Source organism: Stenotrophomonas oahuensis (assembly GCF_031834595.1).
GTDB lineage: Bacteria > Pseudomonadota > Gammaproteobacteria > Xanthomonadales > Xanthomonadaceae > Stenotrophomonas > Stenotrophomonas oahuensis.
In genome coordinates, this window is sequence record NZ_CP115541.1 from 2,991,127 (window position 1) to 3,016,359 (window position 25,233).

The 25,233-nt window shown below is 64.6% G+C and carries 22 protein-coding genes; 14 read left to right on the plus strand and 8 right to left on the minus strand.

Features of this window, described 5'->3' with window-relative positions; translation table 11 throughout:
• Positions 1–9: 9 nt before the first annotated feature.
• A complete protein-coding gene (locus PDM29_RS13355; protein ID WP_311190598.1) occupies positions 10–534 on the minus strand; it encodes a hypothetical protein in 525 nt (174 codons plus the stop codon).
• Positions 535–1,464: 930 nt separating this feature from the next.
• On the opposite strand from PDM29_RS13355, the gene cyoA reads away from it, so the two are divergent.
• From cyoA to cyoD, 4 genes are read left to right on the plus strand one after another with little or no spacing between them, the layout of a single operon-like run.
• Positions 1,465–2,496, plus strand: coding sequence for a ubiquinol oxidase subunit II (gene cyoA, locus PDM29_RS13360; protein WP_311190599.1), 1,032 nt, complete (start codon positions 1,465–1,467; stop codon positions 2,494–2,496).
• A gap of 8 nt (positions 2,497–2,504) precedes the next feature.
• Positions 2,505–4,502, plus strand: coding sequence for a cytochrome o ubiquinol oxidase subunit I (gene cyoB, locus PDM29_RS13365; RefSeq protein ID WP_311193783.1), 1,998 nt, complete (start codon positions 2,505–2,507; stop codon positions 4,500–4,502).
• Positions 4,499–5,137 (plus strand): cytochrome o ubiquinol oxidase subunit III, encoded by a 639-nt coding sequence (gene cyoC, locus PDM29_RS13370; RefSeq protein ID WP_311190600.1) that lies wholly within the window; start codon positions 4,499–4,501, stop codon positions 5,135–5,137. The genes cyoB and cyoC overlap by 4 nt, the downstream gene beginning before the upstream one ends.
• Positions 5,137–5,484 (plus strand): cytochrome o ubiquinol oxidase subunit IV, encoded by a 348-nt coding sequence (cyoD, locus tag PDM29_RS13375; protein WP_311190601.1) that lies wholly within the window; start codon positions 5,137–5,139, stop codon positions 5,482–5,484. Before cyoC ends, cyoD begins: the two co-directional genes overlap by 1 nt.
• Positions 5,485–5,698: 214 nt before the next feature.
• Here the strand turns inward: cyoD and PDM29_RS13380 are convergent, their stop codons facing one another.
• Complete coding sequence (locus tag PDM29_RS13380) at positions 5,699–7,753, minus strand: putative bifunctional diguanylate cyclase/phosphodiesterase (protein WP_311190602.1); 2,055 nt, start codon at positions 7,751–7,753, stop codon at positions 5,699–5,701.
• A gap of 163 nt (positions 7,754–7,916) precedes the next feature.
• Here PDM29_RS13380 and radA point away from each other — a divergent pair, with 163 nt between their 5' ends.
• Positions 7,917–9,293, plus strand: a complete 1,377-nt coding sequence (gene radA, locus PDM29_RS13385) for a DNA repair protein RadA (RefSeq protein WP_311190603.1) — start codon at positions 7,917–7,919, stop codon at positions 9,291–9,293.
• Between the two features lie 46 nt (positions 9,294–9,339).
• Here the strand turns inward: radA and PDM29_RS13390 are convergent, their stop codons facing one another.
• Complete coding sequence (locus tag PDM29_RS13390; RefSeq protein ID WP_311190604.1) at positions 9,340–10,131, minus strand: cytochrome C assembly family protein; 792 nt, start codon at positions 10,129–10,131, stop codon at positions 9,340–9,342.
• 133 nt (positions 10,132–10,264) lie between these two features.
• Between PDM29_RS13390 and ffh the strand changes: the two genes are divergently transcribed.
• From ffh to rplS, 7 genes are all read left to right on the plus strand, one after another.
• On the plus strand, positions 10,265–11,644 hold the full coding sequence (ffh, locus tag PDM29_RS13395; protein ID WP_311190605.1) for a signal recognition particle protein: 1,380 nt from the start codon (positions 10,265–10,267) through the stop codon (positions 11,642–11,644).
• Between the two features lie 55 nt (positions 11,645–11,699).
• Positions 11,700–12,776: an NAD(P)H-dependent flavin oxidoreductase gene (locus PDM29_RS13400; RefSeq protein WP_311190606.1), complete on the plus strand. Its 1,077-nt coding sequence runs from the start codon at positions 11,700–11,702 to the stop codon at positions 12,774–12,776.
• On the plus strand, positions 12,773–13,558 hold the full coding sequence (locus PDM29_RS13405) for an aminotransferase class IV family protein (RefSeq protein WP_311190607.1): 786 nt from the start codon (positions 12,773–12,775) through the stop codon (positions 13,556–13,558). Before PDM29_RS13400 ends, PDM29_RS13405 begins: the two co-directional genes overlap by 4 nt.
• A 188-nt stretch (positions 13,559–13,746) precedes the next feature.
• The gene (gene rpsP / locus PDM29_RS13410) at positions 13,747–14,007 is read left to right on the plus strand and encodes a 30S ribosomal protein S16 (RefSeq protein WP_125358382.1); all 261 of its coding nucleotides are present in this window, start codon (positions 13,747–13,749) and stop codon (positions 14,005–14,007) included.
• A 42-nt stretch (positions 14,008–14,049) separates the two neighbouring features.
• Positions 14,050–14,562 carry a ribosome maturation factor RimM gene (rimM, locus tag PDM29_RS13415; protein WP_125358380.1) on the plus strand — a complete coding sequence of 171 codons (513 nt, stop codon included), beginning with the start codon at positions 14,050–14,052 and terminating at the stop codon, positions 14,560–14,562.
• Between the two features lie 4 nt (positions 14,563–14,566).
• Positions 14,567–15,325 (plus strand): tRNA (guanosine(37)-N1)-methyltransferase TrmD, encoded by a 759-nt coding sequence (gene trmD / locus PDM29_RS13420; RefSeq protein ID WP_311190608.1) that lies wholly within the window; start codon positions 14,567–14,569, stop codon positions 15,323–15,325.
• Positions 15,326–15,514: 189 nt separating this feature from the next.
• Positions 15,515–15,922, plus strand: a complete 408-nt coding sequence (gene rplS, locus PDM29_RS13425; protein WP_311190609.1) for a 50S ribosomal protein L19 — start codon at positions 15,515–15,517, stop codon at positions 15,920–15,922.
• A 60-nt stretch (positions 15,923–15,982) separates the two neighbouring features.
• Here the strand turns inward: rplS and PDM29_RS13430 are convergent, their stop codons facing one another.
• Positions 15,983–17,446, minus strand: coding sequence for an MATE family efflux transporter (locus tag PDM29_RS13430; protein WP_311190610.1), 1,464 nt, complete (start codon positions 17,444–17,446; stop codon positions 15,983–15,985).
• 64 nt (positions 17,447–17,510) lie between these two features.
• Between PDM29_RS13430 and PDM29_RS13435 the strand changes: the two genes are divergently transcribed.
• Positions 17,511–17,732: a hypothetical protein gene (locus PDM29_RS13435; RefSeq protein ID WP_311190611.1), complete on the plus strand. Its 222-nt coding sequence runs from the start codon at positions 17,511–17,513 to the stop codon at positions 17,730–17,732.
• A gap of 7 nt (positions 17,733–17,739) precedes the next feature.
• On the plus strand, positions 17,740–18,150 hold the full coding sequence (locus PDM29_RS13440) for an RNA-binding S4 domain-containing protein (protein ID WP_311190612.1): 411 nt from the start codon (positions 17,740–17,742) through the stop codon (positions 18,148–18,150).
• Positions 18,151–18,258: 108 nt separating this feature from the next.
• Here PDM29_RS13440 and katG read toward each other — a convergent pair whose 3' ends face one another.
• The 4 genes from katG to PDM29_RS13460 form a co-directional block, all read right to left on the minus strand.
• Positions 18,259–20,472 carry a catalase/peroxidase HPI gene (gene katG, locus PDM29_RS13445; protein WP_311190613.1) on the minus strand — a complete coding sequence of 738 codons (2,214 nt, stop codon included), beginning with the start codon at positions 20,470–20,472 and terminating at the stop codon, positions 18,259–18,261.
• A gap of 175 nt (positions 20,473–20,647) precedes the next feature.
• Positions 20,648–21,256, minus strand: coding sequence for a DUF937 domain-containing protein (locus PDM29_RS13450; RefSeq protein WP_425508672.1), 609 nt, complete (start codon positions 21,254–21,256; stop codon positions 20,648–20,650).
• Positions 21,257–21,491: 235 nt separating this feature from the next.
• Entirely contained in the window at positions 21,492–24,047 is a 2,556-nt protein-coding gene (gene mutS / locus PDM29_RS13455) for a DNA mismatch repair protein MutS (RefSeq protein ID WP_311193785.1), read from the minus strand.
• A 254-nt stretch (positions 24,048–24,301) separates the two neighbouring features.
• Positions 24,302–24,928, minus strand: a complete 627-nt coding sequence (locus PDM29_RS13460) for a DUF6338 family protein (RefSeq protein WP_311190614.1) — start codon at positions 24,926–24,928, stop codon at positions 24,302–24,304.
• Positions 24,929–25,233 lie beyond the last annotated feature (305 nt).

Here is a 25,233-nt window from a genome sequence, read left to right on the forward strand (position 1 = left end):
GCAGCCTTCTTACCTTGTCGTAACGTCACGGCATGTGCGATTGAGTGATGGTGATGGCCTGCCCTCCGTCGGCGGTTCACTCCGACGCAGTACATCGCTCGTCGCAATAACCAGGATGTCGTTGTTATCGGCCTTGCGTATCAGGTCCACTTCCTCCCACTTGAGTGCGTCGCCCTGTAGCTCGGCGCGGACGAGGTGAATGGCACCATTCCGGTTGCTCTGCACTGCCAGTACGGCGGTGTTGCCCACAGCAGTGCCGATCAACGTGCCGTCGTCGATCTGGCGCAGGTTGACCAGGGCTCCCCCGAAGTCGCCGCACATCCGGTTGCCCTCCTGGACGACGCTGATGTCAAAACCGCCGCAGTCCAGCTTGGGATTGGTGCGGTCGCACCACTTTACGTACCAGCTTCCGCTGAAGTCGGCGATTGCAGCCGTCTTCGGTGTGGAGGCGCAGGCGGATAGGGCAACTGTCGCCAGTACGAGGCAGGCGGCCATGGCTGAGTTCTTGATGAAGGTAATTCTGAGATGCGGCATTGGTGATCCTTTCCCATGTGACTGTGGCCCGGGCCGCGAGCAATGAAGTGCGGCTTTGAGCAAGTCTACGTAGCCGTTGCGGCGATGCCTGTAGGAGAAGTCTGGAATTTGGTTCAGTCCGGGAGCGGGGTTGCACGCCATGCGTGTAATCGTGTTGCCCGGGTGATTCGGCGGACGCGCATGGCGCGTCCCTACGATGATGGCCGGTGGTTCAGCCGGGCAAGCCCGGCTCTACGATCCTGTGATCTGGCGGCAGGTGGTGGGCGGTAGTGCCGATCAACGTGCCGTCGTCGATCTGGCGCAGGTTGACCAGGGCTTCGCTGAAGTCGGCGGTTGCAGGCGTCTAGAGGGTGGAGGCGCAGGCGGATAGGGTGGCTGTTCCCAGTGCGAGGCTGGCGGCGATGATTGAGTGTTTGATGAGAGTCATTCTCAAGTGCGATATCGGTGGTCCTTTTCCGTGAGGTGCAGCCTTAGGGGGTTTAATGAGCCAACGTGGGGATGCCTGTAGGGGACGTCAGGATCTGATTCAACGTGGTGCCCAGGCGATCCGGTGGACGGGCATGGCCCGTCCGTACGGATGGTCGGTGGTTCAGCCGGGCAAGCCCGGCTCTACGGATCCCGTTGGTGACACGCCATGCGTGTCATCGCGGTGCCGGGCGATCCGGTTGTTCAGGTTCCCCGCCGCTTGACCCATTCATGTCTATACAACATCATGCGCGGTCGCTTCAGGCCCCCTGCGGCCCCTGCGCGCACCCCGTGCGACAACGTGTCGCAGCAGAAAAACGGGCATTCTTGCGCCGGATCATTGTCAACGCTCTTCTTAAATGGTGCGTGACGGCATAAAATTATAGGGCTGACATGTACGTCCATCCGGTCTTGGCCGAGGTGGGTGCGCTTGACCTGGCATTCCCTACGCAATTGGATCGACCGATGATTCCGTTGAAAACCCTTGGGCGCTTCCTGCGTCCGGGCCTGCTGTTTGCTTTGTCCGTGTTCCTCACGGGCTGCAACTCGGCCATTCTTGACCCGAAGGGCCAGATCGGCCAGGACGAAAAAACCCTGCTGATCACGGCAACGGTGCTGATGCTGCTGGTCGTTGTGCCGGTCATCATCATGACCCTGGCCTTCGCCTGGAAGTACCGCGCTTCCAACACCAAGGCCCGTTACGAGCCGAAGTGGTCGCATTCCACCGCGATCGAAGTGGTCGTCTGGTCGATCCCCTGCATGATCGTGCTGGTGCTGGCCGTGCTGACCTGGCGCTCCTCGCATGCGCTGGATCCGTACCGTCCGCTGGAATCGGACAAGAAGCCGGTGGTGATCGAAGCCATTTCGCTGGACTGGAAGTGGTTGTTCATCTACCCGGAAGAGAACATCGCGACGGTCAACGAAATCACCTTCCCGGTGAACACCCCGCTGAACTTCAAGATCACGTCCGATTCGGTGATGAATGCGTTCTTCATCCCGCACCTGGGCAGCATGATCTACTCAATGACCGGCATGGAGACCAAGCTCCATCTGATCGCCAACGAGACCGGCGAATTCCCGGGCATGTCCTCGCACTACAGCGGCGCGGGCTTCAGCAAGATGCACTTCACGGCCCACTCGGTCACTGAAGAGCAGTACCAGCAGTGGCTGGCCAAGGTGCGTGCCGAAAGCAGCACCCTGAACAAGGATGCCTTCAACGCCCTGGTGGCCGAGAAGAACCACGACTGGCACCCGGTGACCTATTTCGGCAACACCGAAACCGGTCTGTTCAACTGGGTCGTCGAAAAGCACATGGGCGACAACAACCACTACGGCATGGACCACAAGGCCAAGGGCCACGAGGGCATGTCGCACGGTGAAGGCGCAGCCCATGAAGGCCATGAAGGCCACGAAATGCCGGCCGCTGAGCACGCCGAACACACTGCAGACGAGCACGCCGCCGCCGGTCACACCGGCCACGCAGGCTCGGGAGAATAAGCATGAATCTGTTGGGTAAACTGACATTCGCTGACATCCCGCACGACCCGATCATCATCACCACGCTGATCGGCGCGGGGATCGGTGGTCTGCTCCTGCTGGCGGTCATCACCAAGTTCAAGCTGTGGGGCTATCTCTGGAAAGAGTGGTTCACCTCGGTCGATCACAAGAAGATCGGCATCATGTACCTCATCGTGGCCTTCGTGATGCTGCTTCGCGGCTTCGCCGACGCCATCATGATGCGTGCCCAGCAGGCCATCGCCGTCAACGGCGCTGAAGGCTTCCTGCCGCCGCACCACTACGACCAGATCTTCACCGCCCACGGCGTGATCATGATCTTCTTCGTGGCGATGCCGCTGATCACCGGCCTGATGAACGTCGTGGTGCCGCTGCAGATCGGCGCACGCGACGTGGCCTTCCCGTTCGTGAACTCGCTGAGCTTCTGGCTGTTCGTGGCCGGTGCTGGCCTGATCATGATCTCGCTGGGCGTCGGTGAGTTCGCACAGACCGGTTGGCTGGCCTTCCCGCCGTTGTCGGGCAAGGAGTACAGCCCAGGGGTCGGTGTCGACTACTACATCTGGGGTCTACAGGTCGCAGGCCTGGGTACCACGCTGAGCGGTATCAACTTCTTCATCACCATCCTGAAGATGCGTACCCCGGGCATGAAGCTGATGCACATGCCGGTGTTCACCTGGACCGCGCTGGTCACCAACGTGCTGATCATCGCCGCCTTCCCGGTGCTGACCGTCACCCTGGTGCTGCTGACCCTGGACCGTTACCTGGGCACGCACTTCTTCACCAATGACGGTGGCGGCAACGCCATGCTGTACATCAACCTGATCTGGATCTGGGGTCACCCGGAGGTGTACATCCTGGTCCTGCCGGCGTTCGGTGTGTTCTCGGAAGTCATTGCCACCTACTCGCGCAAGGCGCTGTTCGGTTACAAGGGCATGGTGTACGCCACGGCCTGTATTGGCGTGCTGTCGTTCATCGTGTGGCTGCACCACTTCTTCACCATGGGTTCGGGTGCCAACGTGAATGCCTTCTTCGGCATAACCACGATGATCATCTCCATTCCCACCGGCGTGAAGATCTTCAACTGGCTGTTCACGATGTTCCGCGGTCGCGTGCAGTTCACCACTCCGGTGCTGTGGACGATCGGTTTCATGGTCACCTTCACCATCGGCGGCATGACCGGCGTGATGCTGGCCATCCCGGCCATCGACTTCGTGCTGCACAACAGCCTGTTCCTGATCGCGCACTTCCATAACGTGATCATCGGCGGCGTGGTGTTCGGCATGTTCGCGGGCATCACCTACTGGTGGCCGAAGATGTTCGGCTTCCGTCTGAATGAAACCTGGGGCAAGCGCGCATTCTGGTGCTGGTTCATCGGCTTCTATGTGGCCTTCATGCCGCTGTACGTGCTCGGCTTCATGGGCATGACCCGTCGCATGCAGAGCTACCCGAACCCGGAATACCAGCCGTTCCTGATCGTGGCTGCCGCCGGTGCGGCGATCATCGGCCTGGGCATCCTGTGCCAGGTGATCCAGATCGCTGTGTCGATCCGCGACCGCAAGAAGACCGCCGACCTCACTGGCGACCCGTGGGATGCCCGTACGCTGGAGTGGGAAACCTCTTCGCCGCCGTCGTTCTACAACTTCGGCATGCTGCCCAAGGTCACCGAACTGGACGACTTCTGGGAGCGCAAGCAGCGTGGTGAAGCATGGCCGCGTCCGGAGAAGTACAGCGACATCCACATGCCGCGCAACACCGGTACCGGTGTGGTGATTGGTGCCTTCAGCCTGGCCTTCGGCTTTGCCATGATCTGGCACATCTGGTGGCTGGCCATCGTCGGCATGATCGGCATGATCGGCACCTACATCTGGCGCACCTTCGACAAGGACACGGATTACTACGTGCCGGCCGCCGAAGTTGAGCGGATCGAAAGTGAGCACCGCCGTCACCTGCAGGCGCAGGGTCTGGTGAAAACGGAGTTCAAGGCATGAGCAGCAATACCTCCACCCTGAACCATGGGCACGCCGCGCACGCGGCGGCCCACGGCCATGACGACCACGAGCACCACGACACCGGCGGCAACACCGTCTTCGGTTTCTGGGTGTATCTGATGAGCGACTGCCTCATCTTCGCCAGCCTGTTTGCGACCTACATCGTGCTGGCCGGCGGTACCGATGGTGGCCCGACCGGCAAGGAACTGTTCGACCTGAGCTTCGTCGCGTGGGAAACCACGCTGCTGCTGGTCTCTTCGCTGACCTTCGGCCTGGGCATGATCGCCATGCACAAGGCCAAGGTGGGCCAGATGTACCTGTGGCTGGCGATCACCTGGCTGCTGGGCTTCGGCTTCATGGTCATGGAAGTCTGGGAGTTCAACCACCTGATCCACCAGGGTTACGGCCCGGACCGTAGTGCGTTCCTGTCGGCGTTCTTCGCGCTGGTGGGCACCCACGGCCTGCACGTGAGCGCCGGTCTGCTGTGGCTGCTGATCATGTTCATCCAGATCAAGCAGAACGGCCTGACCGCCACCAACAAGACCCGCCTGGCGTGCCTGAGCCTGTTCTGGCACTTCCTGGACCTGATCTGGATCGGCGTGTTCTCCGTCGTCTACCTGAAGGGAGCGCTGTAATGGCACACGACAATCACGCCCATCACGATGGGCACGGCGTGGGTGGCGAGAGCCACGGCAGCGTCAAGTCCTACCTGGTTGGCTTCCTGCTGGCCGCTGTCCTCACCATCATCCCGTTCTGGGCGGTGATGAAGGGCGGTCTGCCGACCTTCACCACGGGCGTCATCATCATCGTGGCGGCGATCCTGCAGATCTTCGTGCACCTGATTTTCTTCCTGCACCTGGACCGCTCGTCGGCACAGCGCTGGAACGTCAGCGCCGCCGCCTTCACCGTGGTGGTCATCGGCATCATCGTGGCCGGCACGCTGTGGGTGATGCACAACATGAACGTGCACATGATGCACTGAGGTCGAAAGACCGGTTCACGCAGAAAGGCCACCCGCAAGGGTGGCCTTTTTGTTTGGGCTGCGAAAGGCAGCCGGGCAAGCCCGGCTCTACGGGATGTCGCGCGATGCATGCATTGGTGGGGTCGGTCGATAGACGACCGCCATGGACGGCTCAACGTTCTTTAACGACGCGAATCAAATCGACATGGGCCGGCCAACGGCCGGCGTTGCCGGGTCACGCGTTGCGCAGGAACGCCTCGGCGTCCATCGGCTTGCCCAGGTGATACCCCTGCAGCAGGTCACACCCCAGCTTATTCAAATACTGCTGCTGCCCGGCGGTCTCCACACCCTCCGCAACGATCCGCAACTGCAACGACCGCCCCAGCGCGATTATCGACGACACAATCGCCGCATCCTCACTGTTGTCTTCCAGCTCACGCACAAACGCGCGGTCAATCTTCAACTCGGTTGCCGGCATGCGCTTCAGATAGAGCAGGCTGGAATAGCCGGTACCAAAGTCATCAATCGAGATGTGCACGCCCATGTCGGTCAGTCCATGCAGAATCTGCAGGCTGGCCTCCACGTCCTTCATGGCCGTGGTCTCGGTCACTTCCAGGGTCAGGAAGCGCGCTTCCAGCTGATGCTTTGCCAGCGTGTCGCGCACGGTATCGAGCAGGTTGCTTGAAGCAAACTGCACGGGCGACAGGTTCACCGACATGGTCCAGCTGTCATGCCCGGCATCGTGCCACGCCCGCAACTGCGCGCACGCCGCATCCAGCACCCACTCACCCAGCGGCAGGATCAATCCGCTGCGCTCGGCCATGGGAATGAAGGTGTCGGGCGAGAGTAGCCCCAGCTCCGGATGCTGCCAGCGCACCAGTGCCTCGGCCCCGATGATGTCCGAACCGGCGGCCAGGAACTTGGGCTGGTAGTGCAGCACCAGCTCGCCACGCGGAATCGCGCGACGCAGGTCCTGTAGCAGGCGCAGCTGGCGGTTGGCGGTGACCTGCAGCGACTCGGTGAAGAAGGTATAGCCGTTCCGGCCCGTGTCCTTGGTGTGGTACATCGCCGCGTCGGCATGCGCCATCAGCTCGCGTTCGTTGGCGGCGTCGTCCGGGTACAGTGCAATGCCGATGCTGGTACTGACATGCAGTTCCAGTGCATCAATGAAGAACGGCTCGGCCACACTGGCCAGGATACGCTCTGCCACCACGGCGGCGTCTTCGGGTTCGTCGATCTGGAACACGATGACGAACTCGTCGCCGCCCAGGCGGGCAAACGTGTCCTGGCTGCGCAGCAGACCGGACACGCGATGGGAAACCTCCACCAGCAGCTTGTCGCCCAGCTGATGCCCATAGGCGTCGTTGATGGCCTTGAAGCCGTCCAGGTCGCAGAACATCACCGCGAACGGGAAATTGCGGCGGCGCGCCTTTTCAATGGTCTGCTCGATACGGTCCTGCAGCAGCATGCGGTTGGGCAGCTGGGTCAGCGGGTCGTGCAGGGCGGCCTGCATCAGCTTTTCGTTGGCCTGCGCCAGCGATTCGGCCAGCAGGCCGGTGCGGGCGCGCATCTGGCGGTCGAACACCGAGGCAATCAGCGCGATGCCCAGTGTGGCGAGGGTGGTGACAATGACCAGCACCGCCAGCCACTTGCTGTCCACGCCGTTCTCGCCGACCGCACCGCAGACGCTGCCGGGAGGGAATTCGGCGGCGGCCATGCCGGTGTAATGCATGCCGATGATGGCAAAGCCCATCACCACCGACGCCAGACCGCGCAGCAGCATCGGATGGCGGGTTTCCGAGCGCAGGCGGAAGGCGATCCACAGGGCGGCACCGGCAGCCACAATCGCAATCACGATCGAAAGCGCCAGCCAGCCCATGTGGTAGTCGATGCCGGGCTCCATGCGCATCGCCGACATGCCCAGGTAGTGCATGGCAGCGACACCCAGACCCATCAGCACCGCGCCGGCAGCCAGCCGGTACCACGGCAGCACCTTGTGCGAGACCAGCCACAGTGCATACGCCGAGGCTCCGACCGAGACGGCCAGCGAGTACAGGGTGATGGCCAGGTCGTAGCCCATCGGAATGCCGAGGTCGAAGGCCAACATGCCGATGAAGTGCATCGACCAGATGCCCAGGCCCATGGCCCCGGCACCGCCGGCCAGCCACCAGCGGGCGACCTTGCCTTCCGTATTGGCCACGCGCGCGGCCATGTCCAAAGCGGTGTAGGAGGCCAGGATGGCGACCAGCAGCGAGAACACGACAAGACTCTGGCTGTAGGTGCCGGTCATTCTGAAAGCCTGAACAAAAATATGGGGGTTGGGCGCAGAGGCCCGTCCCCGGTATCGGCCGGGCGGGCCAAAGCTTGAGTGAAAGCGTTTCCAGCGTCTTAGGTGGTGCGACGCGGGTGGGCTATCCTGCGGCACACAAGATGAACCGGAAGTGGAACCAAGAATGGCCAAGCGGCTCACCGCCTACGTCTGCAGCGAATGCGGCGCGGAATACAGCAAGTGGCAGGGGCAGTGCACCGAATGCGGGGCCTGGAACGTGCTCAGCGAGATCACCCTGGAAAGCGCGGCTGCGGCCAAGTCGCCGGCTTCGCGCCGCTCCGGCTGGGCCGGCAAGGTCGATGCACCCAAGGTGATGGCGCTGAAGGACGTGCAGCACACCGAGCACCAGCGGGTGACCACCGGCATCGGCGAATTCGACCGGGTGCTGGGTGGCGGGCTGGTGGAGGGCGCGGTGGTGCTGGTCGGCGGCGACCCGGGCATCGGCAAGTCCACCCTGCTGCTGCAGGCGGTGGCGAAGATGGCGGCGAATCTGCCGGTGCTGTACATCACCGGTGAGGAATCGCTGTCGCAGGTGGCGGGCCGGGCGATCCGCCTGGACCTGCCGCTGGAAGGCGTGAACGCGCTCGCTGAAACCCAGGTGGAAGCCATTCTGCAGCACGCCAGCCAGGCCAAGCCGCGGCTGATCGTGGCTGATTCCGTGCAGACCTTGTGGACCGAATCGCTTACTGCGGCACCGGGCTCGGTCAGCCAGGTGCGCGAAAGTGCGGCGCGGCTGGTGCGTTTCGCCAAGGAAACCGGCACCGCCGTGTTTCTGGTCGGTCACGTCACCAAGGAAGGCGGCATTGCCGGCCCTCGCGTGCTGGAGCACATGGTGGATGCGGTGCTGTATTTCGAAGGCGAAAGCGGCAGCCGCTTCCGTCTGCTGCGTGCGTTCAAGAACCGCTTTGGCGCGGTGAACGAGCTGGGTGTGTTCGCGATGGGCGAGAAGGGCCTGAAAGAGGTGTCCAATCCATCGGCCATTTTCCTGTCCGGCGGCAGCACCCGGCAGCCGGGCAGTTGCGTGATGGTCACCCGCGAGGGCACGCGTCCGTTGCTGGTGGAAGTGCAGGCGCTGGTGGATGCCTCACCGCTGTCCAACCCGCGCCGCGTGGCAGTGGGCCTGGAGCAGAACCGGTTGGCGATGCTGCTGGCGGTGCTGCACCGTCACGGTGGCGTGCTGGTGGGCGACCAGGACGTGTTCGTCAACGTGGTGGGCGGCATCCGCGTGCAGGAAACCGCAGTGGACCTGCCGGTGCTGCTGGCGGTGCTGTCATCGCTGCAGGACCGGCCGCTGGCGGAGAAGACCATTGCATTTGGTGAGGTGGGGTTGTCTGGCGAGATTCGTCCCGTGCCCAACGGTGAGGATCGGTTGCGCGAGGCGGCCACGCACGGCTTCAAGCGCGCGATCGTGCCCAAGGCGAACGCGCCGAAGACCGGCAGCGTGAAGGGCATGGAGGTGATCGCGGTGGAGCGGTTGTCCGAGGCGATCGAAGCGGCGTAATGGTGGACCCAATCGGTAGGTGCCGACCGTTGGTCGGCACGACGCATCAGCCGCGATTAAACACCAGTTCAATCGCAAACCGGCTGCCAAAGAACGCCAGCCCCAGCAGCACCATCGCGGTCAGCGTCCAGTGCACCGCTTTCACCCCACGCCAGCCGTAGCGGCGGCGGCCGATCAGCAGCACCCCGAACACCACCCACGACAGCACGCTCAGCACGGTCTTGTGCACCAGCTTCTGCGCCAGCAGGTCGTCCACGAACAGCACGCCGGTCACCAGCGTGAGCGTCAGCAAGGCAAAGCCCACCGCAATCACCCGGAACAGCAGCGATTCCAGATCCGCCAGCGGCGGCAGTGCGCGCAGCCAGGGGCGGAAATCACGCCGGCGCAGGGCGCGTTCCTGCAGCCACAGCATGATCGCCAGAAGCGCGGCAATGCTCAGCGTGGCGTAGGCCAGCAGCGCCAGCCACGCGTGGGTGGCCAGCTGCCAGCCCAGTGCCCGGCTGGGTTCATGGCCGTAGGCGTGGTAACCGCAGAGCAGGGCGGCGGCGACGGGGAACACCACCACGCCCAGCGCGGACATGCGCCCGCGCGCGCCCACCAGCGAGGTCAGCCAGGCCATGCCCAGGCCCACCAGTGACAGCGCAGCGAAGAAATGCATGTCCGGCCCGCCGCTGGTGCGGATGGCTACCAGCGCGTGGTAACCGCCGTGCAGCAGCATCGCCGGCAGCGCCGGCCACAGCCAGGTGGGCGAGCGGGAGGCGTCATCGCGGGCCACCGCACGCACCAGCAGGGCGGTGGCGGTCAGGTACAGCAGGGTCGCGATGAGAACGATTGTCATCGTGTCAGTTTCGCATACCCCCGGGATGGTGGCGATGGGCGCGGGTGCGACCGGGTGTCCGGGGCGCGGGCCGGTCCGACGGACCCGCTATACTGTGCGTCTCTCTGTCTTTCGTTCTGAACAGGTTGCATCCATGTTCGAGTCCCTGACCCAGCGCCTCTCCGGCACCATCGAGCGCCTGCGTGGCCGCGGCCGCCTCACCGAGGAAAACATCCGCGAGGCCACCCGCGAAGTCCGCATCGCGCTGCTGGAAGCCGACGTGGCGCTGCCGGTGGTGCAGGCCCTGGTGGAGCGCATCAAGGTGCGCGCGGTCGGCCAGGAAGTGCTGAAGTCGCTGACCCCGGGCCAGGCGCTGATCAAGATCGTCCGCGACGAGCTCACCGCCGTGATGGGCGCGGCCGCCAGCGACCTGAACCTCAATGTGCCGGCTCCGGCAGTGATCCTGATGGCCGGCCTGCAGGGTGCGGGCAAGACCACCACCGTGGGCAAGCTGGCCAAGCACCTGAAGGAAAAGCGCAAGAAGAAGGTGATGGTGGTGTCCGCCGACGTTTACCGTCCGGCCGCCATCGAGCAGCTGAAGACTCTGGCCGACCAGGTCGGCGTGCTGTTCTTCCCGTCCAGCGCCGACCAGAAGCCGGAAGCCATCGTGCGCGCGGCCATCGACGATGCCCGCAAGTCGTTCGTGGACGTGCTGCTGGTCGATACCGCCGGCCGCCTCGCCATCGACGAAGCGATGATGGTCGAGATCAAGGCACTGCATGCCGCGATCAACCCGGCTGAAACCCTGTTCGTGGTTGACGCGATGACCGGCCAGGACGCGGCCAACACCGCCAAGGCCTTCGGCGAAGCGCTCCCGCTGACCGGCGTGGTGCTGACCAAGACCGACGGTGACGCCCGTGGCGGTGCCGCGCTGAGCGTGCGTTACATCACCGGCAAGCCGATCAAGTTCGTTGGTGTCAGCGAAAAGCCGGACGGCCTGGATGTGTTCCATCCGGACCGCATGGCCAGCCGCATCCTCGACATGGGCGACGTGCTGTCGCTGGTGGAGCAGGTCGAGCAGCAGGTCGACAAGGACAAGGCGCAGAAGCTGGCCGAGAAGGTCGCCAAGGGCAAGAAGTTCGATCTGAACGACATGCGCGACCAGCTCGAGCAGATGCAGAACATGGGCGGCATTGGCGGCCTGATGGACAAGCTGCCGGGCCTGGGCCAGATCCCGGAGCATCTGAAGCAGCAGGTCAGCCAGGGCAAGGAAGTGCCGCGCATGATCGCCATCATCAATTCGATGACCAAGAAGGAGCGCCGCAACCCGGGCCTGCTCAATGGTTCACGTCGTGCGCGCATCGCGCGTGGTTCGGGCCTGACCCCGGCCGACGTCAACAAGCTGATGAAGCAGTATCAGCAGATGGAAAAGATGATGAGCAAGATGGCCGGCGGCGGCATGAAGGGCATGATGCGCAGCATGAAGGGCATGATGGGGGCCATGGGCGGCCGCGGTGGTCTGCCGTTCCGCTGAGGCCACGCCGGGCGGCGTATGCTGTGGGGCATCTGACCCCACAGGTGCGTGACCGATGAGCGACCCGCGAATTCTTGAACGCGCCGACAGCTTCTGTCGGCGTTTTTCGTTGCAGAGCCCGATCCTGCTGGCCCCGATGGCCGGTGCCTGCCCGGTGTCGCTTTCGGCCGTGCTGGCCAATGCCGGCAGCATGGGCGCGATGGGCGCGGTGCTGTCGCAGCCGCAGGACATCGTGGCCTGGATGAACGATTTCCGCGCGCAGTCGACGGGCCCGGCACAGGTGAACGTGTGGATTCCTGATGCGCTGCCCGTACGTGATGACACGGCCGAAGCCGCCACCCGCGCGTTCCTCGCGCAGTGGGGTCCAGAGGTGGCCGCCAGCGCCGGTGACGCCGGTCCGGCCGACTTCGATGCCCAGTTCGATGCGCTTATTGCCGCAAGGCCGGCGGTGGCGTCCACCATCATGGGCGTGTTCTCGCCCGCGCAGGTGGAGCGCCTGAACGAGGCCGGCATTGCCTGGTTCGCCTGCGCGACCACGTTGGCTGAAGCGCGTGCGGCCGAACAGGCCGGTGCCGATGCCGTGGTGGCGCAGGGCTTTGAAGCCGGCGGGCATCGCGGTGCCTTCGATCCGGATGCGGCCGAACGCCAACTGGTGGGCCTGTTCGCACTGCTGCCGCGTCTGGCCGACCACCTGCAGGTGCCGGTGATCGCCGCTGGAGGCATTGCCGACGGTCGCGGCGTGGCGGCGGCATTGATGCTCGGTGCCAGCGCGGTGCAGGTCGGTACGGCCTTTTTGCGCACGCCGGAATGCGCGATTGATCCGGCGTGGTCGCAGGCCTTGTCCGAAGCAGAACCGGAAGACACCTGGCCCACGCGTGCCTTCAGTGGACGGCTCGGGCGTGGGTTGGCCACACCGTATGTGCGCGCCGCCGCCGCTGCCGATGCGCCACCGCCGCAGCCTTATCCGGTGCAGCGCGGCCTCACCGCACCGATGCGCGCGCAGGCGAACCGCGAGCACCGCATCGATGCGATGCAGGCCTGGGCCGGGCAGTCGGCGTGGATGGCACCTGCGCGACCGGCGGCAGAGGTGCTGCACACGCTATGGCACGACGCGCGGGCGCTGCTGGCATGAAGCACTACTGCAACGGGCGACCGGCAACCGCCGACGACCTCGCCGGTGCGGTGGTGAACTACGGGCACTTCACCTCGCTGCAGGTGCGCGGCGGCGCGGTGCAGGGGCTGGACCTGCATCTTCGGCGTTTACGCCAGGGCACGACAGAACTGTTTGGAAGCACGCTGGAAGGCAGCCAGGTGCAGGCGTGGATTCTGGCGGCGTTGCAGGCGGAAGGCGTGGTGGATGCTTCGGTCCGCGTAACCGTGTTTGCGCGCGGTTTTGATTTTCGCCAACCGCTGCAGGTGCTGCCGGTGGATGTGCTGGTGGCGGTGAGTGCGCCGGTCACGTTGCCGGCGACGCCGCGACGCGTGCGCAGCGTGGTGTATCAGCGCGAGATGCCAGAGCTGAAGCACGTCGGCACGTTTGCGTTGTTCCAGCATCGGCGCTTGGCGTTGCAGGCCGGGTTTGACGATGCGTTGTTCGTGGACGGGCAGGGGCGGGTGAGCGAGGGCACCACCTGGAACGTGCTGTTCGGGCGCGGCGATGAGGTGGTGTGGCCGCAGGCCGAAGCGCTGCGTGGGACCCAGGAGCGGCTGTTGCAGGCCGGGTGGGGCGGGGGGGCGGTGTTGGAGCCCGTGACCCTTGCCGGGTTGGGTCGATTTGATGCGGCAGTGGCCTGCAATGCGGCCGGGGTGTGGCCGTTGGCGGCGATTGACGGGGTAGGGTTTGCGCGGTCGGAGGCGTTATGTGAGCGGGCGTTGGGCCTTCTGGCAGAGACGCCCTGGCAGCCGCTGGGGTGACCCGCCGGCACGACCAACGGTCGTGCCCTACCGGTAGCGCGCCACCGTTGGTGGTGCGCCGACGCGCACGTGGACCCCTCCCGTTCATCTTCGGGGACTCCCCCCGGCTTGGAATGCCCGGCCACCCCCGCTATAATCGCCGGCTTACCGCGCCATCCTGGCGACTGGGCTACAGAGGAAATACCACCATGGTCAAGATTCGACTGACCCGCGGCGGCGCCAAGAAGCGTCCGTTCTACCACATCATCGTGACCGACTCGCGCAGCGCCCGTGATGGCCGCAACATCGAGCGCGTCGGTTACTACAACCCGGTGGCACAGGGTGCCGAGCAGCGCATCGTGCTCGACCTGCCGCTGGTCGACAAGTGGGTTGCCAACGGCGCCCAGATGACCGACAAGGTCCGCAACCTGTACAAGGAAGCGACCAAGGCCCAGGCCGCTGCGGCCTGATCCTGAAGGGCCGCGCCTGGCGCGGCCCGTCGGCATACGCAGATGAAAGATACCGAGCGCCGGATCCTGCTGGGCAGGATTGTCGGCGCTTTTGGTGTGCGAGGCGAGATCAAGCTCGAGTCCTGGACCGAGCCGCGTACCGCCATCTTCCAATATCAGCCCTGGACGCTGCGGACTCCCGCTGGCCAGGAGAGCACCGTCAAGGGCGTGCGCGGCAAAGCGTCCGGCAAGCACATTGTGGCGGTGTTTCCCGAGGTGACCGACCGCGATGTGGTCGAGTCCATGATCGGTACCGAAATCTCCGTGCCCCGCAGCGCGTTGCCGCCGCCGAAGCCGGATGAGTACTACTGGATCGACCTGGAAGGCCTGCAGGTGAAAACCGTGGACGGCGTCGAGCTGGGCCGCGTGTCGCACCTGTTCTCCACCGGTGCCAACGACGTGGTGGTGGTGCAGGGCAGCCGTGAGCGGATGATTCCGTTCGTGCAGCCGGACTTCGTGAAATCCGTGGATTTCGAGGCCAACCTGATCGTGGTCGACTGGGACCCGGAGTTCTAGTTCGATGCGCATCGACGTCATCACGCTGTTCCCGGAGTTCATGGCGCAGTCGGCGTCGCTGGGCGTGGTCGGCCGTGCGGCCGAGCGCGGCCTGCTCGACCTGCATGGCTGGAATCCGCGTGACTACGCCGAGGGCAATTACCGCCGGGTGGACGACCGTCCGTTCGGCGGCGGCCCGGGCATGGTGATGCTGATCGAACCGCTGCGGGCGTGTCTGGCAGCGGCGAAAGCGGCTGATCCGACCCCGGCTCCGGTGATCTACCTCAGCCCGCAGGGCAAGCCGCTCACCCAGGCCAAGGTGCGCGAACTGGCGGCGCTGCCGCGCATGATCCTGCTGTGCGGCCGCTATGAGGGCGTGGATGAGCGCTTCCTGGCGGCCGAGGTCACCGAGGAGATCTCGATTGGCGATTACGTGCTGTCCGGCGGTGAGCTGGGCGCGGCAGTGATTGTTGATGCGGTCACCCGGCTGCAGGAAGGTGCATTGAACGACGCCGAATCTGCCGCCCAGGACAGTTTTGAAGGCCCGCAGGGCCTGCTGGACTGCCCGCACTACAGCCAGCCGGCGCAACATGAATGGGGCGATGTCCCGGACGTGCTGCGCTCGGGCAACCACGCGGCCATCGCCCGCTGGCGCCGCCAGCAGTCGCTGCTGCGGACCTGGCTGCGCCGCCCGGACCTGCTGGACGAAAGCCAGCTGTCCAAGGCCGACCGGAAGTTGCTGGCCGAGGCCCGTGAAGGCGTAGAGCCGGGCTTGCCCGGCTGAAGGACCCCGTGGTGCCGGGCAAGCCCGGCACTACCAAACCGCACCAGAACCAGCTAGAATCGCGGATTCCCAAAGGGCCATTCATGCCCCTTGGTGGCTCCATACAAAAAAACGTGCAGCGCAATAAGGTGACTGCATGAGCCCACGTTGTCGAAACGACACACCCACCCGAACAATTTCGGTGCACCCATGAGCAAGCTGAACAAATCCATCCTTTCGGACTTCGAATCCGCCCAGATCTCCCGCGAGCTGCCGAAGTTCAGCCAGGGTGACACCGTCATCGTCAACGTGAAGGTGAAGGAAGGCAACCGTGAGCGCGTCCAGGCCTATGAAGGCGTGGTCATCGCGATCAAGAATGCCGGCCTGAACTCCTCGTTCACCGTCCGCAAGATCTCGCACGGCTACGGCGTCGAGCGCGTCTTCCAGACCCACAGCTCGATCATCGACTCGGTCGACGTGAAGCGTCGTGGTAAGGCCCGCGGTGCCAAGCTGTACTTCCTGCGTGGTCTGGAAGGCAAGGCTGCCCGTATCAAGGAAGATCTGGCTGCCGCTGCGCAGGCCAAGGCTGCCCGCCTGGCCGCCGAAAAGGCCCAGTAATTCCCGACAACGCAAGTTGTCCCGCAACGGCCACCTTCGGGTGGCCGTTTGCGTATCGGGTCATCGCCCGCCGACCGGATCCGGATCATGATCCGCCACGGGCGAGGGCGGCTGCGCCGGCACCTCGGCCGGCGAAGCGGCCACTTCCTCACGATGACTCGGCAACATGCGCGCCTTGCGCCAGCCACCCCAGCGGTAATACGCCAGCGACAGCAGCATCGCGCACAGCGAACTCACCGGAAAACTCCACCACACCGCATCCGCGCCCAGCCGATCCTGCATCAGTTCGGCAAACGGCACCCGCACGCCCCACAGCGAGGCGGCGAGGATCAGCAGCGGCGGGATCACCGCACCGGTGGACCGCACCACGCCGGAAATGACGAAGCTCACACCGAAGAACAGGAATGACCATATCGCGATGTGGTTCAAGTGCCGCGCCACATCCAGCGCTTCGCTGCCGCTGGGCAGGAACAGTGCCAACGTATACCGGTCGAGCAGGATCAACGGCAGGATCAACAACCCCGTCAGTGCGAAGTTGAACAGCACGCCGCTGCGTGCGGTACCGCGCACCCGGTCCCAACGCTGCGCACCGACGTTCTGCGCGGCCATCGAAGAGCACGCCGCACCAATGGCCATCGCCGGCATCTGCACATAGGTCCACAACTGCAGCGACGCACCGTACGCTGCGGCGGTGTCGGTGCCGTAGTGGTTGACCATGGACATCATCATGATCATCGACAGCGAGATCAGCACCATCTGCAGGCCCATCGGCACGCCTTTGATCACCAGCGCCTTCAGGATCTCCAGGTTCACTTTGAACAGTGCCATGTCCTTACGCCCCAGCCACAGCACGTGGCGCTTGTTGCGCATGTACCACAGCAGGCCGATCAACGAGAGCGTCTGCGCGATCAGCGTGGCCCACGCCGCACCGGCAATGCCCAGTTCCGGGAACGGTCCGAGCCCGAAGATCAGCAGCGGATTGAACACAATATCCAGCAGCACCGACACCAGCAGGAAGCGAAACGGGGTGCGTGAATCACCTACGCCACGCAGCGCCGAACTCAGAAACGCGAACGCGTACAACGTGGGCATGGCCAGGAAGATCACCCGCAGGTAGGCCTCGGCCAACGGCAGCGAAGCGGCCGGCGTTCCCATCGCTGCCAGCAGTGGGCGTGACAGCCACCAACCGGCCACCGCGATCACCGCTGACAAGCCGATGAAGAAAGTGGCACTGGTGCCCATCACCCGGCGCGCCTGGGCAGTGTCCTTCGCGCCCATCGCCTGGCCAATCAGGATGGTCGCCGCCATGCCGATGCCGAATACCGAACCGATCAGGAAGAACATGATGTTGTTGGCGTTCGCGGTGGCGGTCAGCGCCGCCTCGCCGAGGAAGCGCCCGACCCAGATCGCGTTCACTGAACCGTTCAAGGACTGGGCGATGTTGCCGGCCAGAATCGGCAGGGCGAACAGCAGCAGGTTACGCCCGATCGGGCCGGTGGTCAGGTCAAGCGGCGCTTTGGCCATGTGCGGTGGAGATCAAGCCGGGTCAGGCGCACACTAGCATTACCCTTGTCAGTGGGATATCGCGATGCGCACGCCGACGGTTGCCCTCTTGATTGCCCTCGCGGTGGCCGCATGTACCTCTACAGACCGCCTGCGCGACACCCAGGTGCGGCCCATGGACCGACCCGAATGCCAGGTTGGCAGCCAGCGCCGCGACCTGGACGCCGGCGTGCCCACGCTGATCGGTGGCACCGGCTGTCGCAGCGACCCGTCCAACCCGCGGCCCCTGAACAAACGACCGGAGTAGTGACCCTTTGACCACTGATGTTTCCGTACCCGTGCCGAGTGTCCGCCTGGACGTATGGTTGTGGGCGGCGCGCTTCTTCAGAACCCGCAGTCTGGCCAAGCAGGCCATTGAAACCGGCAAGGTCGACGTGGCCGGGCAGCGCCCGAAGTCATCGCGCGCGGTGCGGGTGGGTGAGCAGCTGCAGATCAGCCGCGGCGAAGAACGTTACGAGGTGGAGGTGTTGGGGCTCAGTGATCAACGCGGCCCTGCACCGGTCGCGCAGCAGCTGTATGCGGAAAGCGAGGACTCCAAGGCGCGACGTGCCGAGCAGCGTTCGCAGCGGGTGGCGATGCGTGATGGTTTCCAGGCACCGGAGCATCGCCCGGATAAACGCGCGCGACGGTTGATCCGCGCGCTGGGTGATCTCGACGCCATGTAACGCCGCACGGTGTGCGGCACACGACCAACGGTCGTGCGCTACCAGATCATCGTGCCGGTGAGAAACGGGTAGCGCACGACCGTTGGTCGTGCGCCCCAGACACCCCGCTTACCGGTGCAGGTCGTACCGGTCCAGCTCCATCACCCGAGCCCACGCGGCCACGAAGTCCTGCACGAACTTCTTGCCGCCATCCGCACTGGCATACACCTCGGCCAACGCGCGCAGCACCGAGTTCGAGCCGAACACCAGGTCAGCACGGGTGCCGGTCCACGCACCCTTGCCGCTGCTCTCGTAACCGTCGCCCTTGGCCTTCCACTGCGTCCCCATGTCCAGCAGGTTGACGAAGAAGTCATTGCTCAGCGTGCCGGGGCGGTCGGTAAACACGCCATCCTTGCTGCCATCCACATTGGCACCCAGCACACGCAGGCCGCCGACCAGAGCGGTCATCTCAGGCGCGGTCAGCGTCAGCAACTGCGCCTTGTCGATCAACAGCGCTTCGGCCGGTACGCTGAAGCGACCGCGCACATAGTTGCGGAAGCCATCGGCGGCCGGTTCCAGCACCGCGAACGATTCCACGTCGGTCTGGTCCTGGCTGGCGTCGGTGCGGCCCGGGGTGAACGGAACGCTGACGTCATGGCCACCGGCCTTGGCGGCTTTTTCCACGCCCACCGCACCACCGAGCACGATCAGGTCGGCCAGCGATACCTCGCCCTTGAACCCGCTCTGGATCCTTTCCAGTGCAGCCAGCACCTTGGCCAGCTGCTTGGGTTGGTTCACCGCCCAGTCCTTCTGCGGGGCCAGGCGGATACGCGCACCGTTGGCGCCGCCGCGCTTGTCCGAGCCGCGGAAGGTGGACGCCGAGGCCCATGCGGTAGACACCAGCTCGGAAACGCTCAAACCGCTGTCCGCGATCTGCTGCTTCAGCGTGGCGATGTCCTGCGCACTGATCGGGGTCTTCGGCGCTTCCGGCAACGGGTCCTGCCAGAGGAACTGTTCGGCCGGAACTTCCGGACCGAGGTAGCGTGCACGCGGGCCCATGTCGCGGTGGGTCAGCTTGAACCACGCACGCGCGAACGCATCGGCGAACGCCTGCGGGTTGGCCAGGAAGCGGCGGGAGATCTGCTCGTAGATCGGATCAAAGCGCAGCGACAGGTCGGTGGTGAGCATGGTCGGGCGATGCTTCTTCGACGGGTCGTGCGCGTCGGGAATCACCGCCTCGGCATCCTTGGCCACCCACTGGTGCGCGCCGGCCGGGCTCTTGGTGAGCTCCCATTCGTGCCCGAACAGAATCTGGAAGAAATCGTGGCTCCACTTGGCCGGGGTGCGGGTCCAGGTCACCTCCAGGCCACTGGTAATGGTGTCACCGCCCTTGCCGCTGCGGAACTTGTTCGCCCAGCCCAGACCCTGGCTTTCGAGGCCTGCCGCTTCCGGTTCATGGCCAACGTTGTCGGCCGGGCCGGCACCGTGGGTCTTGCCGAAGCTGTGGCCGCCGGCGATCAGCGCCACGGTTTCCTCGTCGTCCATCGCCATGCGGCCGAAGGTGTCGCGGATATCCAGCGCTGCCTTCAGCGGGTCCGGGTTGCCGTCCGGGCCTTCGGGGTTCACGTAGATCAGACCCATCTGCACCGCAGCCAGCGGGTTCTCCAGCTTGCGCGAGTGGATGTCGCCGTCAGCGTCGTCATCGGACACCAGCACGCCGTGGTCTTCCTGCACGCCTTCGGAGCCATGTGCGTAGCGCACGTCGCCGCCCAGCCAGGTGGTTTCGCGGCCCCAGTACACGTCCTGGTCCGGTTCCCAGGTATCCGGGCGGCCGCCGGCAAAGCCCAGCGTCTTGAAGCCCATCGATTCCAGCGCGACGTTGCCGGTGAGGATCAGCAGGTCGGACCAGGAGATGGCCTGGCCATACTTCTGCTTGATCGGCCACAGCAGGCGGCGCGCCTTGTCCAGGCTGACGTTGTCCGGCCAGCTGTTGAGCGGTGCAAAGCGCTGCTGGCCCCGGCCGCCGCCGCCGCGACCGTCACCAATGCGGTAGGTGCCGGCGCTGTGCCAGGCCATGCGGATGAAGAGGCCGCCGTAGTGACCGAAGTCGGCCGGCCACCAGTCCTGCGAATCGGTCATCAGCGCTTTCAGATCTGCCTTGAGCGCGGCGTAATCGAGCTTGGCGAACGCGGCCGGGTAATCAAAGTCCGCAGCGAGCGGATTGGAACGTGCGGAGTGCTGGTTGAGCAGATCCACGCGCAGTTGTTTGGGCCACCAGTCACGGTTGGTGGTGGCATCGCCGACGACGGCGTGGTTGAAGGGGCACTTGGCTTCGCTTTTCATCGGTATCTACCTGTGTACTGGCGAGAGAGGGAGTGGCCTCGCGAACAAGGCGTGTGGGAGTGCCTTGACGATAGTGAACGTCGGTCGATAGGTAAAATCGATTGATTCTTTGGTGTCGATAGATGCTGTCTATCGATGGGTGGCCGGGTCGAAGGTGACCCGGCCACTGCGGGGTTCAGCGTTTGCCGCCGAGCAGGCCCAGCACGTCGCTGACGCCGAATTTGCCGTCGCCGTCCTGGTCGAGCACGCCACCGAGCAGGTCGCCGATGCCGCCGCCGCCGGTCTGACGGTTCTCCTCGCCGAGGGCCTGGCTGAGCTGGTTGGCGTTGCCCTGCTGGGCAAATTGTTTGGCCAGGAACGACATTACGATGGGGGCGAGGATCATCAGCAACTGGCCGGAACGGCCGCTGTCCAAGCCTGTCTTCTGCCCCAGCAGACTGGCCGCCTGCGGCGTTTGCCCGCCGAATACGTGGCCAAGGATGCCGGCTCCGTTGGTGGAGGGTGTAGCGGCACCGCCGCCCAGGACGGAGCCAAGTAGACCGCCAAGGTCGAAGCCACCGCCTCCGCTTCCCAGGTGGTCGCGCTGCAGCGCATTGAGCAGCGACTGCGCCCCCTGTGGCTGGCTGGCGTTGTTGGCGAGGCCGCCCATGAGCAGGGGCAAGGCGGCGCTGATCGCCTGCGATGCTTGGCCGCTGTCCATGCCGAGCTGTTGGGAAACCTGCTGCAGGGCGGGCCCGCTCTGCAGCTGCGAGAAGAGCGAAGCAGTGAGCGATTGCGTATTCACGATCGACTCCTTGGGTCCAGGGGTGGGGGACCGGCGGAGCATAACGCCGCGTATACGAAGACCATGCGAAGGCTTCACGCGGCCGGCCACCCGACCAACGGTCGGGTGCTACCGTGCGGGTTGGCGGGCCGCGGCCGTGGGTCGCAACGCCCCGCATGCCCGGCGGCGGGTCACGGCCGTGGGTCGAAGCGTCCCCGCATGGCCCAGCGGTAGGTCACGACCGTTGGTCGTGACCTCACAACAATCCCTTCAACCGGTACAACGCCTCCAGCGCCTGCTTCGGGGTCAGCTCATCCGGATCAATCGCCGCCAGCGCCTCCTGCGCCTTGCTCGACGGCGCGGTAAACAGCCCGAACTGCTGCGGGGCATCCAGCGCCTGCGGAGCCATGGTGGCCGCCACGGTCTCGCCGCCGCGCTGTTCCAGCTCAGCCAAGCGACGCCGTGCCTGCGCCACGGTCGCACGCGGCAGGCCGGCCAGCGCGGCCACCTGCAGGCCGAAACTGCGGTTGGCCGGGCCGTCCTTCACTGCATGCATGAACACCAGTTGCTCGCCGTGCTCCACGGCATCCAGATGCACGTTTGCAATGCCACTGGCACCGCCTTCATGCTGCTCGTCGGCCAACGCGGTCAATTCGAAATAGTGCGTCGCAAACAGGGTGTAGCAGCGGTTCTGGTACGCCAGGTGGCGCGCCACGGCATCGGCCAGGGCGAGGCCGTCATAGGTCGAGGTACCGCGGCCGATCTCATCCATCAGCACCAGCGAATGCTCGGTCGCGTGATGCAGGATGTAGCTGGTTTCAGACATTTCCACCATGAAGGTGGACTGCCCGCGCGCCAGATCGTCGCCCGCGCCGATGCGGGTGAGAATGCGGTCGATGGGGCCGATCACGGCGCGGCTGGCGGGCACAAAGCTGCCGATATGCGCCAGCAGCACGATCAGCGCGTTCTGGCGCATGTAGGTGGACTTACCGCCCATGTTCGGGCCGGTGATCACCAGCATGCGGCGGTCTGGATGCAGGTCCAGGTCGTTCGGCTCGAACGGCTGCTCGCGCACCGCCTCCACCACCGGGTGGCGGCCGCGTTCGATGCGCAGGCACGGTGCGGTTTCCAGTTCCGGGCGCGCCCAGTCCAGCGCCTGTGCGCGTTCGGCAAACGCGGCCAGTACGTCCAGCTCGCTCAATGCGGCGGCGCACTGCTTGAGCGGCTCCAGATTCGCGCCAAGCGTGTCCAGCAGTTGTTCGTACAACAGCTTCTCGCGCGACAGTGAACGCTCGCGCGCTGACAACACCTTGTCCTCGAAGGACTTCAATTCTTCGGTGATGTAACGCTCGGCATTGGTCAGGGTCTGACGACGCGTGTAATGCACCGGTGCCTTGTCCGACTGACCCTTGCTGATTTCAATGTAGTAACCATGCACGCGGTTGTAGCCGACCTTCAGCGTGGCGATGCCACTGCTGGCACGCTCGCGTTGTTCCAGGTCGATCAGGAACTGATCGGCGTTGGTGGACAGGCGGCGCAGTTCATCCAGCTCGGCATCGAAGCCCTCGGCAATCACGCCACCATCGCTGAGCTTCAGTGGCGGCGTCGGTGCAACCGCAGTCGCCAAAAGGTGCGCGCTTTCGTCGTGCTCGCCCAACGAGGCATGCAGCGCCTGCAGGCGAGGGGAGTCCAGCTTGGCCAGTACCGCGCGGACTTCCGGTAGCAACGCCAGACCATCACGGAGGGTGGAGAAATCACGGGGGCGCGCCGAGCGCAATGCCACACGGGTGAGAATACGTTCGAGGTCGCCCAGCGCACGGAACGCATCGCGCACGTCGCCATCCGCACCGCGATCAATCAGCGTGGCGACCGCGTCGTGGCGCTGCACCAGCACCTCGCGCAGGCGCAGCGGACGATGCAGCCAGCGGCGCAGCAGGCGGCCGCCCATCGGCGTCACCGTGGTATCGAGCACACCCAGCAGGGTATTGCGGGTGTCGCCATCAACGCGCGTATCCAGTTCCAGATGACGGCGCGTGGCCGCGTTCATGGCGATGGCTTCGCTGGCGGTTTCGGTGGCAATCGCAGTCAGATGCGGCAGACGCTGCTTCTGGGTTTCTTCCACGTAACCCAGCAGGGCACCGGCGGCAGCGGTAGCACGCGGCTTGTCGTCGATGCCGAAGCCGGTCAGGTCGTGCAGCTTGAAGAAGTTCAGCAGCTGGCGGCGTCCACTGTCGGCATCGAACAGCCACGGCGCGCGACGGCGGATGCCGCTGCGGTGCTTGAGGAATTCCGGCCAGTTCTCTTCGTCCGGCACCAGCAGTTCGGCGGGCTCCAGGCGGGCCAGTTCGGCTTCCAGTGCGTCGTCGGTATCGACCTCGTTGACCAGGAAGCGGCCGCCAGCCAGATCGGCCCAGGCCAGCCCGTAGCCCTGTTTGTTGCGCGACAGCGCCATCAGCAGGGTGTCGCGGCGCTCGTCCAGCAGCGCCTCGTCAGTCACCGTGCCCGGAGTGACAATCCGCACCACCTTGCGTTCCACCAGCCCCTTGGCCAGGGCCGGGTCGCCGATCTGTTCGCAGATCGCCACGGACTCACCCAGCGCCACCAGCCGGGCCAGATAGCCCTCATAGGCATGCACCGGTACGCCGGCCATCGGAATCGGCGCGCCGCCCGAGCTGCCGCGCTGGGTCAGGGTGATGTCCAGCAGCCGCGCCGCTTTGCGTGCGTCGTCGTAGAACAGCTCGTAGAAGTCCCCCATGCGGAAGAACAGCAGCAGGTCCGGATAATCGGACTTGGCTGCGAAGAACTGCTTCATCAGCGGGGTGTGTTCAACGGGCTTCTGGGTCACGCGGGGTCCATCGGGGCAGGCTGGAACGCCTATTGTATCGGCAGGCACTGGGGGGCTGGGGTTTCCCAGCAGCCGATACAGGAAGGCCCCTCAACGGGGCCTCTTCGGGTCGGGATCACGGCTTCTTAGGCGGTGGCGGCGGATTCGGCGGAGGAGCCGGCCGCGCGTTACGTGTCACCGGATTGGCATTGTCAAACGCGTGCCTGACCGGAGGCGGTGGATTAGACCCCTTGCGTAGATATGTCATGTTCAGCGTTCTCCTTCGGAAATACTTCGACCCAACGCACGTCAGTTGCGTGAATGATTATGCCATCCAGATTGGCGAGGTCTACCACGTAGCCATTTTCGTCGATCCAAGCGGGCTGCTGCATGTAGAACTGCCCCGCCGACGGATTCACAGGCCACTCCTTTGGCCAGCCGGTGAGGCGCCTTCCATCCTGTAGCTGGAGGATCACGTAGGCCGGATTGGAATCCAGAACGCAGAACCACTCGCTGGGATGTGAGGTTCGGGAAGTAAATCCGCGACGCCTCAGCCAGGAGTGGAACGTGTCCTTGTTGACGGCGGCGGCAACCACGACGCCTAGTGCTGAAGCTGCCAGTATTGACCAGGCGGTCTGACTCTCATCGTTCCAGACCCCCACTGCAATAAAAGATCCTGCAGCGACGAGGCCCGTCTTGATCGCGCCGGTGATGCCTTTCACTACGAAGGTAAAGACCAGTGCCTCGATAGTTCGCTCAAATTGACTGGGCTTTGGGTGTGCGGTCAGCCCGTAGAAGATCCAAGCCGAAAGGAAGCCTGGGAGCAGGAACAGGAGAAGCGGGGTTGCTTGTGAAAACAGATTGTCCATATCGTCAGTCAACAGCCCTTGAGCGCTTGCGCGTGAGTCCCAGCAGAGTGCCCTCTACGAACGCGGTGTGTTGACGCTGACCTGAGATCAGAACCTGCTTTGGGTTCATTTGAGCCGCAGATTCGTGGATGGCCGTCTACTCTCGCGCCGCCGCCTCAGCACCGGCGACAAATGTCGCGTTCGGCTTCATGAGCGCACGAATGGCGGATCGGCGCAGGGATTCGACGCGACGGCACCTTGCGTACCGCATATATGGGAATACCCAACCGTTATTTTAATGCGGCGGCGCGACATGAAAGAGTGGG